Raw genomic sequence first — 18,496 nt, forward strand, 5'->3', positions numbered from 1 at the left:
ATTTTATAAATTGATACAGATCAATCTTAATTGCTGGATGGGCAAGTCACCGCGGAGGGATATTTCGTGAATATGACAATGTGTGTAAGAAATTATAATGCCTTTCATTCTGGCCTTTATTCTGCATGGCCTGGAAGCCATGCAGAATATATGGCCTTAGCTGATATCTACCTTCTCAACTTTAGGTTCAGGGCGCATGGTGAGCGTCGAGCCCATTGATGCGGCGATAATTGAGCAGAGCGCCAGCGTCTGGGTCAGCGTCAGGGTTTCGCCGAGAAACACCATCCCCGAAATTGCGGCAAGGGCAGGCTCCATGCTCATCAGCGTGCCAAAAATGCGGGTCGGCAGGCGCGTCAGGGCAATCATTTCCAGAGAGTAGGGGAGTGCGGTGGAGAGAATCGCGACCGCCAGCCCGACGGGCATAACGGACCACTGCCAGATTGATTCCGTCGCCTGCGCCATGCCGATGGGCACAAAGACGATAGCGGCGATGAGTGAACCTAACGCGACCGTCGCCGGTCCATGCTCTTCCCCTGCGCGCTGGCCTGTTAATATATAGATAGCCCAGCACGCACCTGCACCCAGCGCCAGCGCTGCGCCTGTGAGATCGATCTCAGAGACGTTCTGGCCCAGCGGGAGTAAGAACCATAAGCCCAGCACGGCTAATATGACCCAGATAAAATCAACCGGACGTCGTGAGGAGAAAAGCGCCACGGCCAGTGGGCCGGTAAACTCCAGCGCGACGGCAATCCCCAGCGGTATTGTCTGAATGGAGAGGTAGAACAGATAGTTCATCGCCCCAAGGGAGAGCCCATAAAACAGCAGAGGCAGACGCTGCTCCTTTTTAAAGCGCAGACGCCAGGGTTTGAAAATGACCACCAGTATTGCCGTGCCCAGCACGATACGCAGGGCGGTGACCCCAGGCGCGCCAACCAGCGGGAAAAGCGATTTTGCCAGCGAAGCACCGCTTTGAATGGACAACATGGCAATGAGTATGACGGCTACCGGCAACCAGACCGACGACGTGCGGGATAACCCAGGCATCCTTTCTCCTGTCAGCTTATGTCAAATGAAGTAAAGGTTGCAGTGTAAAGGAAATAAGCGGCAACGGTTGAGGCGCTGTTGAAAAAAAGCCTCGTGAAATCCGTAAAATGGTTAAGCGCTGGTGGATTTATCGCCTGATAGATTAGGAATAATCTGGATGAATGTAACGGCGCGTGCGCGCACTATGCGCATTTAGTAGTGAAAATTGCATGTGATTTGAAAGAGATAGCTGACGCTGGAAACGTTCTGTTACAGGAAAGGTTTCATTAGACATCACGAATCACAAAGAGTTTCGCAAATTTTTTTGATATATTTAAAGCTTACGGACTTACTTGAAGCACATTTGAGGTGGTTATGAAAAAAATTGCATGTCTTTCAGCACTGGCCGCTGTACTGGCTGTTTCCGCAGGTACCGCTGTAGCTGCTACTTCTACTGTTACTGGTGGTTACGCTCAGAGCGACTATCAGGGCGTGATGAACAAAGCTAACGGTTTCAACCTGAAGTATCGCTACGAGCAGGATAACAACCCACTGGGCGTGATCGGTTCTTTCACCTACACCGAGAAAGATCGTTCTGAAAACGGCGCATACAACAAAGGCCAGTACTACGGTATCACTGCTGGTCCAGCTTACCGTCTGAATGACTGGGCAAGCATCTACGGTGTTGTAGGTGTTGGCTACGGTAAATTCCAGCAGACCGAAAACGAAGGTCTGAACCGCACTGCAAGCAACAGCGACTATGGCTTCTCCTATGGCGCAGGCCTGCAGTTCAACCCAATCCAGGACGTTGCTCTGGACTTCTCTTATGAGCAGAGCCGTATCCGCAACGTTGACGTTGGCACCTGGATCGCGGGCGTAGGTTACCGTTTCTAATCACTTCGGTGAGCCTATAAAAAATCCGCCCAATGTGGCGGATTTTTTTTGTGGAAGACAAAAGCAAAACGGCAACCCAAGGTTGCCGTTTTTAGTGTTTGTTCCCTCTCCCCGTGGGAGAGGGCCAGGGTGAGGGCATCAGGCCGCACGAGTCGGCAGAGTTTACTTACTCTTAATATCAAACATATCCGTACCCAGATGGTTGTAGTCAACTTTCTGTAACTTGAAGTTGGTAACGTACACTGGGGGCGCTTTCTTGTTTGAGACAAACGGGTAAGCACTTTTTATCTGCTCGGCCTTAATCCCCGTCCACTGCGAGAAGAACTGCAGGAAATCATTAGCTGAACGACGCGCTTTAATAACGCGATGCGTTTTATCGTCACTCGACAGCACCATAAACGGCACCTGGAAGTTCTGCTGGAACTTGTCATCGTGCGCCAGATACTGCACCTCTTTACCGCGCTCTTTGAACGCCAGCCCGTGATCCGAGAAATAGACCATGGAGAAGCTTTCGCCCGTGTTGCGTAACTGTTCGTACAGCTTGCTGAGCAGGTCGTCTGTTTGCGTCATGGTGTAGAGATAGCACGAGGTCTCTTTAGACTGAACGAACTCCGCATACTTCCCGCCAGTTCGGTCGCAGGCCTGCGGGTGTGACCCCATCAGGTGCAGGACAATCAGCTGAGGCTGGGTGCGCGGGGTGGCGAACACCTGTGCCGTCATTTTCAGCAGCGCTTCGTCTTTGGTATTTTTGTCCGCTTCAAAGTCGCCGCTCTTCAGGAACTGCACTTCGTCAGCACGCTTAGCGATGCTGGCGATGGCCGTATCGTATTCGCCAATCTGCCCCTGATTGGAGAACCACCATGTCTGATAACCCGCGCGGTTTGCCAGGGTCACAAAATTATCCTGATACTGCGGTTTGCCATCCACCACGCGGTTAAGCGTCAGGCCGAGCGATTTCTGCGTCGAGCCGCTGGCCGCGACATAATCGGTAAACAGGGTGCCTTTAACCGTGTTGGCAAACGGGGTGTTATCCCAGTGTCCGCCAAACGCCCCCATCGCATCGCGACGTGCGCTTTCGCCAATCACCACCACATAGGTGTGGTATTTCGGCTTCACGGCCAGCACGTTCCAGGTGTCTTTCATATTGGAAAGCTCAGCCATACGCGCCTGTTCGTCGAGCACCTCTTTATTATTTACAACGACGTCTTTCACGAAGCGGAAAACCGGATAGCCGATATTGATGAGCCTTAACTTACCGTCCCAGGGAATATTCTGGATGGGGGCGACAAACGCCACGGCAATGCTGAACACCAGACAGAGTATTTCGATCTTGCCCCAGGGTTTTTTCTCGCCCGACTGACGGCGGATGGCGATAACGCCCAACGCGAAGATAAAGAGCCCGACCACGTAGCTGTACCACGGGAAAATAGTCAGGATCTCCGTCGACTCTTCCATATTGGTCGAGTGCAGCGCCAGCAGGGTATTAAAGTTTGGCGAGCCGTATGCCTGACCAAACGGGAAATAGAGCGCAGCAACCAGCGAACAGATCCCGATTACTGCTTTTTGCACGCGCGGTGCGGCTCGCCAGAGCACATGAAGCACGCAGGTGAAAGCCACCGCGTAGAGCAGACTAAAGGGGTAACCCAGCGAAAAGTTAATCAGCAATGACTGCAAAAAGTAAAAACCCGTCCACGGGCTTAAGGCCCGACTGCGGGTTACAACGGTATCTATCAGGGTTAAATTCATAGGTCACTATCATGGATGAAAACGCCATGTGCTCACCCTGGCGTCAAGGGTCATAACCTGCCTGACAGTGCGTGGAGAGGGAATAGGGTCCGCTTCAGCGAGCCGCAAATTGTGCAGGGCTGCAAGAAGATAGTGCGAGCGGTAAATAATATCAACAGTTGCTAAGCAGATGTTTTGCGAAGGGGACTGCAAATCCGTAAAAAAGATCGGGAATAAGGCGGCTGGAAGCCAGTTTACAGCGAGATTGTGACGGGAAAATGACGCGGCGTACCGCAACGCCGCTTAGTGGGAAGGTTTGTCGTCCTGATGCGGTTTGTTGTTAAACATATCGCACAGCATGTTCAACAGCATCAAGCGCACTTTAAAGGGAGAGTGGGTAAACACGGTCATACACCTCTTGAATTCGTTCATAAGACCTCCTGATTTTTGATCCCTTCGATCCGTGAAGGGTGACTGCATTACATACAGATATAGCACAGGCTATATTGTATAGCTATGGCTATTTCGTTAATTTTTTGTGCTTGCAGAGCTATGGTTTACAATGTGCGCTCTCGATACCGGGCGCTGGAAGCGTCACCCCACTGAGGAAGTACAATGAACCGTCGCGCAGGTAAGCCAACAATGAGGAAAACGACGCAACTGGTGAATGTTGAAGAACATGTCGAAGGTTTTCGCCAGGTCCGTGAAGCGCACCGGCGTGAACTGATTGATGATTATGTTGAGCTCATTTCCGATCTGATCCGTGAGGTCGGGGAAGCGCGTCAGGTCGATATGGCCGCCAGGCTGGGGGTTTCGCAACCGACTGTCGCTAAAATGTTAAAACGTCTGGCCTCGGTGGGCTTAATTGAAATGATCCCCTGGCGCGGTGTCTTTCTGACGCCAGAAGGGGAGAAGCTCGCGCAGGAGAGCCGCGAGCGCCATCAGCTTGTCGAGAATTTTTTACTGGTGCTGGGCGTCAGCCCGGAGATCGCCCGCCGGGATGCGGAAGGAATGGAGCACCACGTCAGTGAAGAGACGCTGGTGAAGTTTCGTGAATTTACGCTTAAGTATGGTCCCTCCGCTGAATGAAAATCCCTGGACTGCAGGCTCTGGCCCGCGATCGTTTCTTCCATCTCTTATTACTCATTGGCGCAGCATTAAGCCTCTTTGTGCCGTTTGCACCGCGCGCCTGGCCTGCCGCCATTGACTGGCGCACCATCATTACCCTGAGCGGCTTAATGATGCTCACCAAAGGGGTCGAGCTGAGCGGCTATTTTGACGTGCTGGGACGTAAAATGGTGCGCCGCTTTGCCACCGAGCGCAGGCTGTCGCTGTTTATGGTGTTCTCCGCCGCGGTGCTGTCGACGTTTCTGACCAACGATGTGGCGCTGTTTATCATCGTGCCCCTCACGCTCACACTGCGTAAGCTTTGCGAGATCCCGGTCAGCCGCTTGATCATCTTTGAAGCGCTGGCCGTCAACGCCGGCTCGCTGTTAACGCCTATCGGCAACCCGCAAAATATCCTTCTCTGGGGACGTTCCGGGCTGTCGTTCGCCGCCTTTACCTGGCAGATGGCCCCTCTGGCGCTGGTGATGATGCTGTCGCTGCTGGCGGTCTGCTGGTTTGCGTTTCCGGATAAAAAACTGCAGTACCACAGCGGAACAACCGGCCCGCAGTGGCAACCTCGCCTGGTCTGGAGCTGCCTTGGGTTATACATCGTCTTTCTGTTCGCGCTGGAGCTGAAGTATGAGCTGGCGGGCGTCCTGCTCGTTGCGGCGGGGTTTGTCGTGCTGGCGCGCCGCGTGCTGGTGAGCGTGGACTGGACGCTTCTGCTGGTCTTTATGGCGATGTTTATTGATGTGCATCTTCTTATCCAGCTTCCGGTGCTGCAAAACGTGCTGCACAGCGTCAGCACGCTGTCTCAGCCGGGGCTGTGGCTGACGGCGATTGGCCTGTCCCAGATTATCAGCAACGTGCCTTCCACCATTCTGCTGCTCAACTATGTTCCGCCGGACACGCTGCTGGCCTGGGCCGTTAACATCGGCGGGTTTGGGCTGCTGCCCGGTTCGCTGGCAAACCTCATTGCCCTGCGCATGGCTAACGACCGTCGCATCTGGTGGCGCTTCCATCTCTGGTCGATCCCGATGCTGTTATGGGCCGCGGCGATCGGTTTCGGAATATTCCTTCTCATATAGTGCGCAATTTGTCAGTTTTTCCTGGCAAACGTATAGCAACGTCCTAGCTTTAGTGAACGGCATAGTGTGATGCCGCTCACTGACAGGACCGTTGCTGACCTATGGCTGAAGATCAAAATCCGCCTGCTGACGAGCAGGACAAAAACAATAATGAGCGTAAGCGCCCGGGCAAAAAACCATTAATTATCCTCGGCATTGTCGTGGTGGTAATGGTCGTCGTGGCGCTGGTCTGGTGGTTTTTAACCCGTAACGAAGAGACGACTGACGACGCCTTTACCGACGGCGACGTGGTGACCATCGCCCCCAAAACGGCAGGCTACGTCACCGAGCTGCGCGTGCGCGATAACCAGCGCGTGAAAAAGGGCGATCTGCTGGTGGTCATCGATCCGCGAGATACTACCGCACAGCGCGATCAGGCGCAGGCCCAGCTTGGGCTGGCCATCGCGCAGCTGCACCAGGCCCAGGCGCAGCTGGCGCTCTCAAAAGTCCAGTATCCCGCACAGCGTGACGAAGCCAAAGCGCAGGTGCTGAAAGCGCAGGCCGATCTGGCGAACGCCCAGGCAGAGTACCGTCGCCAGCGCGGCGTGGACCCGCGCGCAACCACCCAGCAAAGTATTGATTCCGCGAACGCACAGCTGCGTAGCGCACAGGCGGGGCTGGCCAGCGCCCAGGCGCAGCTGGAAGTGGCAGAGCAGGTACAGCTGCAAATCCGCCAGCAGGAAACCAACGTTGAAGCGCGCGAGCGTCAGGTCGATCAGGCTAAAGCCCAGCTGGAAACCGCCAATCTTAACCTCTCCTATACCGAAGTCCGCGCCCCGTTCGACGGCGTCGTCACCAAACGCAACGTGCAGCCCGGCACGCTGGTGCAGGCGGGAACGGCGCTGTTCTCGCTGGTTTCTCCAAACGTGTGGGTGGTGGCGAACTTTAAAGAGTCGCAGCTTGAGCGCATGAAGCCGGGTGATAAGGTCACCGTGTCCGTTGACGCATGGCCGGATATGGAGCTTGAGGGCCACGTAGACAGTATCCAGCAGGGCAGCGGTTCGCGCTTCTCCGCCTTCCCGGCAGAAAATGCCACCGGCAACTTCGTTAAAATTGTGCAGCGCGTGCCGGTCAAAATCGTCATTGATAAAGGCCTGGATCCCAACAAACCGCTGCCGCTGGGGTTGTCGGTGGCACCGAAGGTGACGGTGGAATGACGGATCACAGCCACGACAGCTGGAAGCCCGCCAGCAATCCGTGGGCGGTGGCGATTGTCGTCACCCTGGCGGTGTTTATGGAGATCCTCGACACCACCATCGTCAACGTGGCGCTGCCCCACGTGGCGGGTTCGCTCTCGTCCAGCTATGACGAATCCACCTGGGTGTTAACCAGCTATCTGGTCGCGAACGGCATCGTGCTGCCCATCTCGGCGTTTCTGAGCCGGGTGTTCGGCCGCAAGCAGTTCTTCCTGATCTGCATCGTCATGTTCACCGTCTGCTCGTTCCTGTGCGGGATCGCCACCGAGCTGTGGCAGATCATTCTGTTCCGCGTGATGCAGGGTTTTTTTGGCGGCGGACTTCAGCCCACGCAGCAGTCGGTCTTACTCGATTACTTTAAGCCGGAAGACAGGGGCAAAGCCTTTGGGCTGTCGTCCATCGCCATCATCGTTGCGCCAGTGCTTGGCCCGACGCTGGGCGGCTGGATTACGGATAACTACTCCTGGCGCTGGGTGTTCTTTATCAATATCCCGGTGGGGATTGTGACGGTGCTGGCGATCTACCAGCTGCTGGAAGATCCGCCGTGGGAGAGCAAATCAAAAGAGAAGCTGACCATCGACTGGACGGGGATCGGCCTGATCGCGCTGGGGCTGGGCTGCCTGCAGGTGATGCTTGACCGCGGGGAAGATGAAGACTGGTTCTACTCGAACTTTATTCGTACTTTCGCCGTGTTGACGCTTGTCGGCATTATCGGCGCCATCTACTGGCTGGTGTATGCCAAAAAGCCGGTGGTGGATTTGCACTGCATGAAGGACCGCAACTTCGCCGTCTCCAGCCTGCTGATGGCCGGGATGGCGATGATTTTGTACGGCAGCTCGGTGGTGATCCCGCAGCTGGCGCAGCAGGATTTGGGCTACACCGCCACCTGGTCCGGGCTGGTGCTGTCGCCCGGGGCGGTGCTGATCGTCTTAACTATCCCGCTGGTATTGAAGCTGATGCCGGTGGTGCAGACGCGCTGGATTATTGCCTTTGGCTTTACCTGTCTGGCGGTGTCGTTCTTCTGGTCGCGCACGCTGACCCCGGATATTGACTTCGAAACCCTGGTGCTGTTCCGCAGCGCCCAGTCGATAGGGCTGGGGTTCCTGTTTGTGCCGCTGACCACCATTGCCTTTATTTCGATTCCAAGGCGGCTGAACGCCGATGCCGCAGCGCTGTTCACCATGTTCCGTAACGTTGCGGGTTCGGTTGGGATTTCGCTGTCGACGGCGGCGATTACCGAGCGCTCGCAGGCGCACAGCGCGCACCTTGCGTACCACGCCTCGCCGTTTAACGAGCAGTTTCAGCAGGCGATACGCGAAAGCGCCCAGGCAATCCAGAACTTCACCACCCAGGTAGGGGACCCCACCGGGATTGCCACCGGACGTATGTACCAGACCATGATTGAGCAGTCGCGCTTCCTGGCCTACATCGACGTCTTCACCATTCTGAGCGCGGTGGCCTTGCTATTGATTCCGTTTTGTTTGTTGCTCTCGCCGGTTAAGAGCGAGGGGAGTGCAGGAGCACACTGATGATACACAGACGTTTACACCCTCTGATGATAATGATGCTGCTGGCGGGATGCGCCGTCGGGCCGGACTACCAGCAGCCCGCGCCGCCCGCCGTTACGCACTGGAACGATAAGGGCGACAGCGCGGTGAAATCACAAACCACCACCGCCGCGACCAACCCGCGCTGGTGGAAAACCTTCGGCTCGCCGCAGCTCGACAGCCTGGTTGAGCGCGCCATTGCCGGAAACCTGACGCTGCAGCAAACGGTGCTGCGCATCGCGGGAGCGCGTGAACAGATTAACCAGGCAGGCGGGGCGTTTTACCCGTCGGTGAACGGCAATCTGCAGGCGACGCGCCAGCAGCTCGGCCTGGAAGGGGAGCTGAAATCCCACGGCGTATACGACCAGGTGGATAGTATCGATCCTAATTTGAAAGGCGCGCTGGGGCCGCTGACGCAGCCGATTAACCTTTACCAGGGCAGCTTCGACGCCCAGTGGGAAATCGACCTGTGGGGCAAGGTGCGCCGGCAGGTGGAGGCGGCAGAAGCGCAGCAGAAGGCGGCGATAGAGCAGCGTAACGACGCCCTGGTGTCGCTGGAAGCGGAAGTGGCGCGCGCGTGGCTGCAGCTGCGCGGGGCACAGAGCATTATCGCCACGCTGAATACCCAGATAAAAAGCGCCCAGCAGACGCTGGATCTGACCGAAAGCCGTCAGCGCGGCGGGCTGTCTCCGCAGATGGACGTGGAAAATGCCCGGGCGCAGCTGGGCAATCTCGAAGCACAGCTGCCGCAGTACCAGGCACAGGAGCGGCAGGCGATGAACGGCCTGGCGATCCTGCTCGGCAAACCGCCGGGCGCGCTGGATGCGGAATTGCAAAGCGTGCAGCCGATGCCAGCCCTGCCGGATATCGTGCAAACGGGCATTCCGTCGACGCTGGCGCGCCGCCGACCTGACGTGCGCGAAGCGGAGGCGAATCTGCATGCCGCCACGGCGCAAATCGGCGTTTCGGTGGCGGAGCTGTTCCCGAGTTTTACCCTTTCCGGGCAGTTTGGCCTGCGAAACAGCGAAACCAACTGGCTCACCGACTGGAGCAGCCACTTCTACAGCTTTGGCCCGCAGGTCTCTATTCCCATCTTCCAGGGCGGACGACTGGTCTCCAGCGTGAAGGTCGCGCGGGCGCAGCAGGGGGCGGCGGTGCTGGACTATCGCCAGACGGTGCTGACAGCGCTCGGCGATGTCGAAAACGCGCTGGTGAGCTATCGCACCGACCAGCAGCGTGAAGCGGGCCTCGCGAAGACCATCGACGCGCTGCAAAACGCCTTTGACCTGGCGAGCGACAGCTACCGACAGGGCATCGCCAGCTTTATCGACGTGCTGGACGCCCAGCGGCAGCTCGCGCAGGCCGAGCAGCAGCGCGCGCAGGCTCAGGTGCAAAGCGCGCTCGACCTGGTCGCGCTCTATAAAGCGCTCGGCGGCGGCTGGGAGCCGTATCAGCAGGTGCAGTTACCGGACTACAGCGTCTTTGGCGAGGCCCCGCGCGGATAAATTTTCAGAGGATTGGGCAAGAAACGGACAGGAACGCCACATTCGCGATGGCTGAGCGGCGGGTATAACTAACAGACACCCAATCGACATGCGAGGAAAGCGTTATGCGTTATCAAAAACTGGGCAATACCGGACTGTTTGTTTCTGAACTGTGCCTCGGCACCATGACGTTCGGCGGTGAAGGCGGCATGTGGGGCAAGATTGGCCAGCTCCAGCAAAATGAAGCCGAGCAGCTGGTGGGCCGCGCGCTGGACGCGGGCATCAACTTTATCGACACTGCCGACGTCTACTCGGAAGGCCGTTCGGAGGCGATCCTCGGGCAGGCGCTGAAAAACCTGAACGTTCCGCGCGAAAACGTGGTGGTCGCCACTAAGGTGTTCGGCGAAACGGGTACCGCAGGGGTGAACTCGCGCGGCAGCTCGCGCTATCACATTATCAGCAGCGTAAAGGAGAGCCTGCGCCGCCTGCAGCTCGATCATATCGATCTCTACCAGCTTCACGGTTTTGACCCCGCCACGCCGATCGAAGAGACGCTTTATGCCCTGGATAACCTGGTGCAGCACGGCCACGTGCGCTACATCGGCGTTTCGAACTGGGCGGCGTGGCAGATTGCCAAAGCGCTTGGTATTTCTGAACGCCTCGGGCTGGCGCGTTTCGCATCGCTCCAGGCGTATTACACCATCGCCGGACGCGATCTTGAGCGCGAGCTGGTGCCGATGATGCAGAGCGAAGGCGTCGGGCTGATGGTCTGGAGCCCGCTGGCGGGCGGTCTGCTGAGCGGAAAATATAGCCGCGACGGGCAGGGTGAAGCCGGTAGTCGCCGTCTGGAGTTTGACTTCCCGCCGGTGGATAAAGCGCGCGCCTTCGACTGCGTGGACGTGATGCGCACCATTGCCGAGCAGAAAGGCGTCTCCGTGGCGCAAATCGCGCTGGCGTGGCTGCTGCACCAGAAAGCGGTGACCAGCGTCATTATCGGTGCCAAACGTATCGATCAGCTGGACGACAATATCGCCGCGACCGGGATCCGCTTGAGCGAAGACGAGCTTAAACAGCTTGATGCGGTCAGCGCGCTGCCGCGCGAATATCCGGGCTGGATGCTGGAGCGGCAAGGGGAATATCGCCGCAATCAAATAACACAACAGAGTATTTAATTCGCTTTGATATCCGGAACTGCTTTGTGGTTCCGGTTTATCATCTTTAGATTTAGTTTTACCATTGTTTTTATCTTATTTGTAATAGATAAAAATTCTTTGTTTTGTCGCATACCTGAATAATACTGGCATCATTTCCCTGAGTCACACTCTTTATCTGTACCATCCGCATTAAGAATTGCAGGATGTTTTTTTATATATTGAATGGAAAGTTTCTTAGCTTTTTCAATTTCCAATCCTTTTAATTTATCCATGATTTTTTCCCGTGAAATATCAGCCTCTTTAAAACCATTGTGAAATGCCACTGAGAACCAAGCATAGGCTTTGACATAATTTTTGGATAGTTCATCCGTCCCATCAGAATATAATATCCCTAAGTTATTTTGTGCTACCGAATATCCTTGGCAAACGGAAATATTCAATAACTTAAAAGCCTTTTCTTTATCAACAGGGAGATTACCCAATCCTTTTGCATAAAATAGAGCAAGTGAATTCCTGGCACTCATTGATCCAAGGGTTGCTGCTTTATTGTACCATGTTGCAGCCTGTACATCATCTCTCGGAACACCCAATCCATAATTATAAAGATATCCTAGATTATACATAGCAACTGGATTATTAGATTTTGCCGCAATCATAAATAGTTTTCTCGCCTGATCATAATCGAGCTCTCCACCTTTGGCCTCTATTAATAGAATGCCTAAATTTATCTGTGCGTTTGTAAAGCCTTGTTTGGCTGCTTTAGAATAATAATTTCTTGCCAGTTTGAGGTCTTTAATTCCGGCCCAACCATTTTCATAGAAAAGTCCAAGATTAAATTGTGCTGGTGCATAGTTTTGTTGTGCTGCCTTATTATACCAATAGATCGCCTTTTTGTAATCCTGAGTCGAGCCATTACCATAAATAAGCCCTAGATCAGTTTGCGCTTTCGCATCACCCAGCTCTGCTAGCTTTGTTAGGTTTGTAATTTCATTATTCTTATTTTTTGCTTTTAAATACCCACTTACATAATAAGATGCAAAACCAATTACTACAGTTACTATAAAGATTATTGCAGGTATATTCTTTCTCATTTTATATACACTCTCTTGGTTGTTAATAATTAGTGCTACTGCTTTTGCTTATAGGAAGAAAGAACATCGACAAGGAGGCTTTTACGACATTCCAGACAGCGAAAGCGCGGATAATCTGTACGATGTTTACGAACGCAATGTGCTTGTCCACAAAATCGACAGGGGACTATGCTCGTGCCCATCAGAAATCTTGGCAAATAAGGTCTTCTACACCAAACTCATCAAAAGGTTAGAGGCATGACCATGGCCTAATAAATATTGGTATACAAGACCCCTAATTGATCGAATCATATCTATAACTTTTTAGCTTGATTTTTTCACTTTCAAATTCAAAAACAAAAATCTCCTGTACAATTCTTTTTGAATATTCTGAAAAGTATATTAATGCGATTTCATTATTTGAAAATAAACCATGCGTGACCTTCTCTATTTTTAATGTGGATTTCTTATAATCCCCAAGATGCTTTCTCTTGCTTCGAACATTATGCTGATGAATTTCTTTTCAGAAGTTTATTTCTGAAAGTTATGTGATGTAATTTTATATATATCACTATATTTTTCTGCTTGGTATAAATCACGAAATACTCCAACCTGCAACCTGGCCGGCTCTATGTCTACCGGAGAACAACCGCACATTAAAAATAAAGCTAAAAAAATAATTTTTTTCATATTATCTCTTGTCAATTTACTAAGAGTTCTTGCCACGTTTTACATGTCAGGGTCATAACCGAAGCGTCAGCACCGACATCGATACCGACTGATTCAGTTGATGATTCTGGATTATCGACATCAACTCCATAAGAATATGCAAGATATCCTACAGCACCACCTCCAGCAGTTACACCTACTGAATTGTTAACTCCTGATGTAGGTAAAGACCTGGTTTCAGAATATGTAATTGCTGCATTCAACCCACCGCCAATTCCTGCATGTCCACATGCTGTTGCATAAAAGCAAATATCAGACAACATCTCACCTTTCTTGGCACCGGTAAGCCACCGCTTATTCTCCATGCTGATGGCGCCAACCCACAGTCCTCCTTCGGCCGGCGCTGACTATCATAGCGGTAATGTCGAATCAATTCACCGCTCATGCACGTCGCCTCCGGCGGGGATAAACCTCCTGCTTTATTAGTTGCCGTGTTCATCGTGGTGATAACGGTAATGGTAACGGGTGTCGTGCGCGATGCGGTTATAAATGGTGCCGCCGATTTTCCGCTCATAGTTGCCCCTTAAAATCCCTGTTTCCTTTTTTGTTTGTCAGTAACAATCACGGGTATACATCATTTTTCGGATATTTTTTGAATGCCCTTGCACTGAGGGATATTTTCTGGTGCTATGTTTGGGTCAAAGTTAAGATCGTGTAAAGCCAAAGAACAGCACCCAGGAATAAGTGGAAATAATTCCGGTAATTCTTTACTCATTGCCTTCTCACAGGCGAATCCTTCTTCTCTGCCGTTAATAGTTATAGAAGGGTCAGCACCATTTTCGAGTAGAAATTTTGCAAAATTAACATTTCGTTTCCATATAGAAACACCCAGAGGAGTCCCCCCCACCGCTGGATATGTTTTATTAATATTTGCTCCTCGTGATAGTAAAAATTCAGCAATATCTTGGTGTGCTTTAGTGCCGTAATAAGCTGCAACTATTAATGGTGTATTCTGATATCTGCCAGTAGCTCCATTAACGTCTGTTTTCGCTACATCAACAAGAAAATGCACTGCTTCGGCATTGGCTCGCCCTATAGCTTTGCTTAAAGCTTCATCTCTACTCGGTAGAGTAATATTTCTGCATTGTTTGACATCATCATATTTACACGATGGTTCATTCAAACACTTCTCACAATGAAACCATATATTTTTTAACTCATCTATATCTTCTGGGAAACTAGACACCGTACTTAAAGAGTGGTTTTTTTCAAAAATATCATTAAACGCACCACATCCGTAAAGTAACGGAATTAAAAAAAACAATACTATTGATTTTAATAACATTGTTCCCTCCTGCATTATCTGGGATTGGCGACTCTATAATATGCTTTATTATGATAATCAGGATCAATATCCTCTCTCAGTTCAAACTTTAAGAAATCTAACATTTCCAGTTCTCTATAATTATATAAAGCCCCTTTTTGTGCTGATGTAAATGCTGAATCGCCAAAACTACTTACTGCAAACTCATATCCACTTGCCATACCGTTACAAACAGGACGATACAATTTATGCAGTCCTGTCAAATCATTTTTGCATGCAAGTTTCATATCAGCACCAAGATTCGCGTCACAAATAGCCTTATTACTTCCCAATGTTCCGTAACACGTATCGTGATTTCCACAAGCAGGTAAGAAATCAGCAGCCCCCAAAGAATCAGGAACAAAACTGTCTGTACTCGCATCACCACAACCATATCCCCACGGATGCCCGTCGGGGCGCATTCCTTCCAACCCTAAAGGATCTATATTATTGATTGGGTCTAAAGGATATCTGTAAGGATTCCATCCTCCCTTCAGCCCAATCGGATCCTGCGTAATATACCGTCCCTGCTGCGGGTCGTAATACCGGTGACGGTTATAATACAGCCCCGTTTCTTCATCGTACTGCTGCCCCGGCAGGCGGATGAGCTGCGCCAGATCATGCGGGTTTGTCTCACGGAGCATATTACCCCACGCGTCATATTCTGCTTCCCATTCAGTGGCTCCCTCATGGCTGACCAGCGCCAGCGGCAGTCCCCGGTGGTCGCAGTGGTAAAGATGGATTTTCCTCCGCGGCGTGTATTCCGGCTCCATCTGGTTTTGTATCTGCTCCGGCGTCAGCCCGCACTGTGCCAGCCATGCCCGGTTTGCATCGCTGAGTTTCCCGCGCTGAAGCTCCGCTTCCAGGTTATCCACCATCGCCACCAGTTCCGGCGGGAAGGACACGTTCGCCTCCTGCTGGAACTTTTCTGCCAGCGTGCGGCGTGCGGCTTTCGCCAGTTCAGCACACGGTGTTTCCACCCGGACAAGCGGCGTGAAGCTGCCCGGCATATATATCGTCTGAATACGCTGCGTGTCCGTCTGCGTGGTGACCAGCCTGTCACCGTCCCAGCCGTACCACGTGACTTCCGGCGAATGACCTTTCTCTCCGGCCCATACCCGTTTACCGACGCGGCGCCCCAGCGGGTCGTACAGGTAGCGGCTTTCCTTCAGCGCGACACCCTGCTGTTCACGGCGGTAGTACACCAGCCGGTGCTGATTATCGTAGTGATAGTGGTGACTGTGGCTGCCGCCGTCGCGGATGCGGCGTTCATCCTTTTCCGTCAGCCTGCCGTGTTCGTCATAATGGTAAAAGAACTGGCCGTCTTCACTGATACGGTTATCCCGCCATATCGCGGGAAGCGCCGGGTACTGCTCCCGGTCTGCCAGCCGGTTACCTGCCGGGTCGGTGACGTATCGCCGGCGCTGGTCGTGATGCCGGGCGCTGATGAGACGACCTGCATCGTCATAATGGTACATTTCCTGATGTGTACCACGGATGCGGATAAGCTGGCCGCTGTCGTCATAGCCGTACTCCCGGTTCAGCTGCGGGTTGCTGACGGTCTGGCTCAGCAGCTGCCCGGCCGGGCTGTAGGCCGTATTCTGTTCACTGACGCCAAAGGTTCGCAGTATCTCCCGGTGCAGCCGGTCGCGGGTGAAATCGACCAGCGGCGCGTCGCCGAGCTTCACCCCGGCGATATAGCCGGAGCCGTAAGTGAGCCACTCCACCGGCGACAGATTATCGGGGGTGGTCCGGGTCGCCAGCCCCTTCGGATAATCGTGTCCGGTGACGTGCTGCCACAGCAGTTCCCTCGTTTCGGGATGCTGTACCGTCTGACGTTCGCAGTTCATCCGTCCCTGTTTATCGTACTCATACTGCACGGCGACGCGGTGCCTGTCGCTGAGGTGGCTGATTTCCGTCAGCCATCCGCGTTCGTTGTACTGCCACTGCTCTGCCGGTTCATCGTTTATGGTGCGATGCGTCAGGCGGTCCGATTCATCGTAGTGCCACAGGATGACGAGGCTTTCATCCTCGCTGCGGACAAGCTGCCCGGTGATGCTGTAGTGGTAACATTGTGTTCTGCCGTCGAAGCCCGTCTCCCGCGTCAGTCTGTCCAGCAGGTCGTAAGTAAAGGTGGTGCAGGCCCCGTTCTCATTGACCAGCCGGGTGACGCGCCCGGCGGCATCGTATTCCATCTTCCGGGTCAGGCCGCCTTCGGTGGTACTGACCGGATGGCCGGCCACGTCGTACTCTGTTGTCTGCCTGCTGCCGTCCGGATGAATGACGGCGGTGAGGTCGCCCGCCACGCTGTATTCATAGCGGGTCTCATGACCCGGCGCATTGCGCAGGCGGATAAGCCTGCCCCGTTCATCATAGGTGCGGTACTGGCTGAGGCCTTCTTCCCGGTGAAGGGCGGTTACCTGCCCGAACCGGTTGTATTCATAGCGGGTCTGGTAGCCGGAGCAGTCGGTCAGGGCCAGCAGCTGCCCGTAGCGGCTCCAGGTCATGTGTTTTTTGCTGCCGGAGGCATCTTCAGTGGCAGAAGGCAGTTCGCTGAGCGGGCTGTCATAAAAATAGCGGGTCATATCGCCGCGGCGGGACATTTCCTGCGTTAGTCTGCCCTGACTGTCAAACTCCTGCCGACTGCGCAGACCATCAGTGTCGGTGGTGGAGACGAGCTGGCGCTGGTCGTTGTAGCTGAACCGCACCGACCTGCCGTCAGGCGTGACAATTTCCGTCACATTCCCGGAACCGATATTCAGCCGGTATTCGGTTTTACGCCCGGCGGCATCGGTCATCGCCACCAGGCGGCCTGCGTGGTCAAATTCCCGCGTCACCGTACTGCCGTCGGCTTTTTCTTCCCGAACAACCCGCTTTAATCCACCTTCGCCTTCGGTGTGGAGCACCTCGCGGCGGTTCAGGCTGTCGGTAATAATGACGGCGTTTTTCTCATACTCGTAGCGATAGCTCAGCCCCTCCGGGTTATGCTGCGCCACCACCCGGCCGGAGGCGTCATAGCTGTAGGTGGTCTGCGGGCGTCCTGCGTGCCGGTGCGCCGTCATCCGCCCCGGATGCTTATCGTCATAAGTAAAACTGCGCACCCGGGTATCACCGCGGTCGTATACCGCTGACAGCTCGCCACGCGGAGTGTAGGTATAGCGGGCCAGCGGCAGCGCGGGAAGGTTATCCGGGTATTCCGGGTCGTGCGTCAGCCACACCGCCTCCAGGCGAATGCCGCTGTCTGCGCCGTAGCCGGAGACCGGCATCGTCTGTTGATACTCCGGCACCCTGACGCCGGAAGCGGTCGCCTGCTGACGCGCTGCCTCTGCCCGCTGCGCCTGCGTGGTCAGCACCAGCCGGAAACGCCTGCCTGCGCCGTCGGTGACGGCAGTGATGTTGCCGGCGAGTTCCCCGACCGCGTCGCGGTGAAGCGTAAGCCTGCGCCCGAAGCGGTCGGCCAGCCCGGTCAGCACCCGGTATGGCGGTAGCGGCGCGGGAAGGACTTCCCCTGCGTCAGGGACACGTTCAGACCAGCCGAGTATCCACCACGGCCCCTGCGCGCTGTTCGTCGCCAGGTAAAGGTGCTGACTTAACCGCAGGTCTTCCGGCAGGGTCTGCCACAGCACGTGCAGCGGATTACTCTCGTGCAGCCTGACCACGCCGCCCCGGGCCAGCCAGAGGGACTCGCTGCGGCTGAAGGCCGTCTCGCCGGGAAACAGCGGCTCAAAGTGAATGCTGCGTCCGCCGCTGTCATTAATAACCAGTTCATCATCGCGAAGCTGTAAACGGATGTCGAAGGGGGCTTTCCAGCCGGGGCCGAACAGGCCCACCGGTGCGGGAGTTCTGGTCCGGTAACTGCTGTATGAGCGGGAAAGGATAAACGGCAGCGGTCCCGGCAGGGCGGTATCGGTCTCGCCGGGCAGGACCTTGGCCCCCAGCAGCGGGTTCACCGGGTTGCCTGAGGTTCTGCCGCCGGGACACACCGAGCAGGCCACGCCGGTGGGGGCACCTATCATCACCCCCATGGAGCCCTGCACAATCGGGCCACCGAACTTTGTCATATCCCCCATCCGGGCCGCCGGTTTTCCGCTCATGTTCAGTTCCTTCTGTTAATGGATTTTTATGCTCTGGTTCGGT

At 54.3% G+C, this 18,496-nt stretch carries 12 protein-coding genes and 2 pseudogenes; 7 read left to right on the top strand and 7 right to left on the bottom strand.

The genetic code is table 11. The features are described 5' to 3' along the window. Window positions 1-156: 156 nt before the first annotated feature. Window positions 157-1,044: a threonine/homoserine exporter RhtA gene (gene rhtA / locus AC3WOK_RS00330; protein WP_047347008.1), complete on the bottom strand. Its 888-nt coding sequence runs from the start codon at window positions 1,042-1,044 to the stop codon at window positions 157-159. A gap of 354 nt (window positions 1,045-1,398) precedes the next feature. Between rhtA and ompX the strand changes: the two genes are divergently transcribed. Next, window positions 1,399-1,917: an outer membrane protein OmpX gene (gene ompX, locus AC3WOK_RS00335; RefSeq protein WP_008501173.1), complete on the top strand. Its 519-nt coding sequence runs from the start codon at window positions 1,399-1,401 to the stop codon at window positions 1,915-1,917. Window positions 1,918-2,079: 162 nt separating this feature from the next. On the opposite strand, the gene AC3WOK_RS00340 is transcribed toward ompX, so the two are convergent. Beyond that, on the bottom strand, window positions 2,080-3,663 hold the full coding sequence (locus AC3WOK_RS00340; RefSeq protein WP_059310719.1) for a phosphoethanolamine transferase: 1,584 nt from the start codon (window positions 3,661-3,663) through the stop codon (window positions 2,080-2,082). Window positions 3,664-3,945: 282 nt separating this feature from the next. Next, entirely contained in the window at window positions 3,946-4,074 is a 129-nt protein-coding gene (mntS, locus tag AC3WOK_RS00345) for a manganase accumulation protein MntS (RefSeq protein WP_014831181.1), read from the bottom strand. A gap of 183 nt (window positions 4,075-4,257) precedes the next feature. Between mntS and mntR the strand changes: the two genes are divergently transcribed. The 6 genes from mntR to AC3WOK_RS00375 all read left to right on the top strand — a co-directional run bounded on the left by mntR (window position 4,258) and on the right by AC3WOK_RS00375 (window position 11,275). Next, window positions 4,258-4,731, top strand: a complete 474-nt coding sequence (gene mntR / locus AC3WOK_RS00350) for a manganese-binding transcriptional regulator MntR (protein WP_023335001.1) — start codon at window positions 4,258-4,260, stop codon at window positions 4,729-4,731. Continuing rightward, complete coding sequence (locus AC3WOK_RS00355; protein ID WP_063955584.1) at window positions 4,728-5,837, top strand: anion transporter; 1,110 nt, start codon at window positions 4,728-4,730, stop codon at window positions 5,835-5,837. The genes mntR and AC3WOK_RS00355 overlap by 4 nt, the downstream gene beginning before the upstream one ends. A 101-nt stretch (window positions 5,838-5,938) precedes the next feature. After that, on the top strand, window positions 5,939-7,033 hold the full coding sequence (locus AC3WOK_RS00360) for an HlyD family secretion protein (protein ID WP_032661279.1): 1,095 nt from the start codon (window positions 5,939-5,941) through the stop codon (window positions 7,031-7,033). Next, window positions 7,030-8,601 (top strand): DHA2 family efflux MFS transporter permease subunit, encoded by a 1,572-nt coding sequence (locus AC3WOK_RS00365; RefSeq protein WP_059310717.1) that lies wholly within the window; start codon window positions 7,030-7,032, stop codon window positions 8,599-8,601. The genes AC3WOK_RS00360 and AC3WOK_RS00365 overlap by 4 nt, the downstream gene beginning before the upstream one ends. Continuing rightward, on the top strand, window positions 8,601-10,124 hold the full coding sequence (locus tag AC3WOK_RS00370; protein ID WP_492353725.1) for an efflux transporter outer membrane subunit: 1,524 nt from the start codon (window positions 8,601-8,603) through the stop codon (window positions 10,122-10,124). Before AC3WOK_RS00365 ends, AC3WOK_RS00370 begins: the two co-directional genes overlap by 1 nt. A 104-nt stretch (window positions 10,125-10,228) precedes the next feature. Continuing rightward, the gene (locus AC3WOK_RS00375; protein WP_492353726.1) at window positions 10,229-11,275 is read left to right on the top strand and encodes an aldo/keto reductase; all 1,047 of its coding nucleotides are present in this window, start codon (window positions 10,229-10,231) and stop codon (window positions 11,273-11,275) included. A 131-nt stretch (window positions 11,276-11,406) separates the two neighbouring features. Here AC3WOK_RS00375 and AC3WOK_RS00380 read toward each other — a convergent pair whose 3' ends face one another. From AC3WOK_RS00380 to AC3WOK_RS00395, 4 genes and pseudogenes are all read right to left on the bottom strand, one after another. Then, window positions 11,407-12,348 carry a tetratricopeptide repeat protein gene (locus AC3WOK_RS00380; RefSeq protein WP_492353727.1) on the bottom strand — a complete coding sequence of 314 codons (942 nt, stop codon included), beginning with the start codon at window positions 12,346-12,348 and terminating at the stop codon, window positions 11,407-11,409. A gap of 680 nt (window positions 12,349-13,028) precedes the next feature. Further along, window positions 13,029-13,331: pseudogene (locus AC3WOK_RS00385) on the bottom strand (type IV secretion protein Rhs); the annotation flags it as partial. Window positions 13,332-13,630: 299 nt separating this feature from the next. Next, a complete protein-coding gene (locus tag AC3WOK_RS00390; protein WP_492353728.1) occupies window positions 13,631-14,341 on the bottom strand; it encodes an ankyrin repeat domain-containing protein in 711 nt (236 codons plus the stop codon). 446 nt (window positions 14,342-14,787) lie between these two features. Then, window positions 14,788-18,453 (bottom strand): annotated as a pseudogene (locus AC3WOK_RS00395) (RHS element core protein); the annotation flags it as partial. Between the last annotated feature and the right edge of the window lie 43 nt (window positions 18,454-18,496).

This window comes from Enterobacter sp. FW301-JW81, assembly GCF_058788735.1.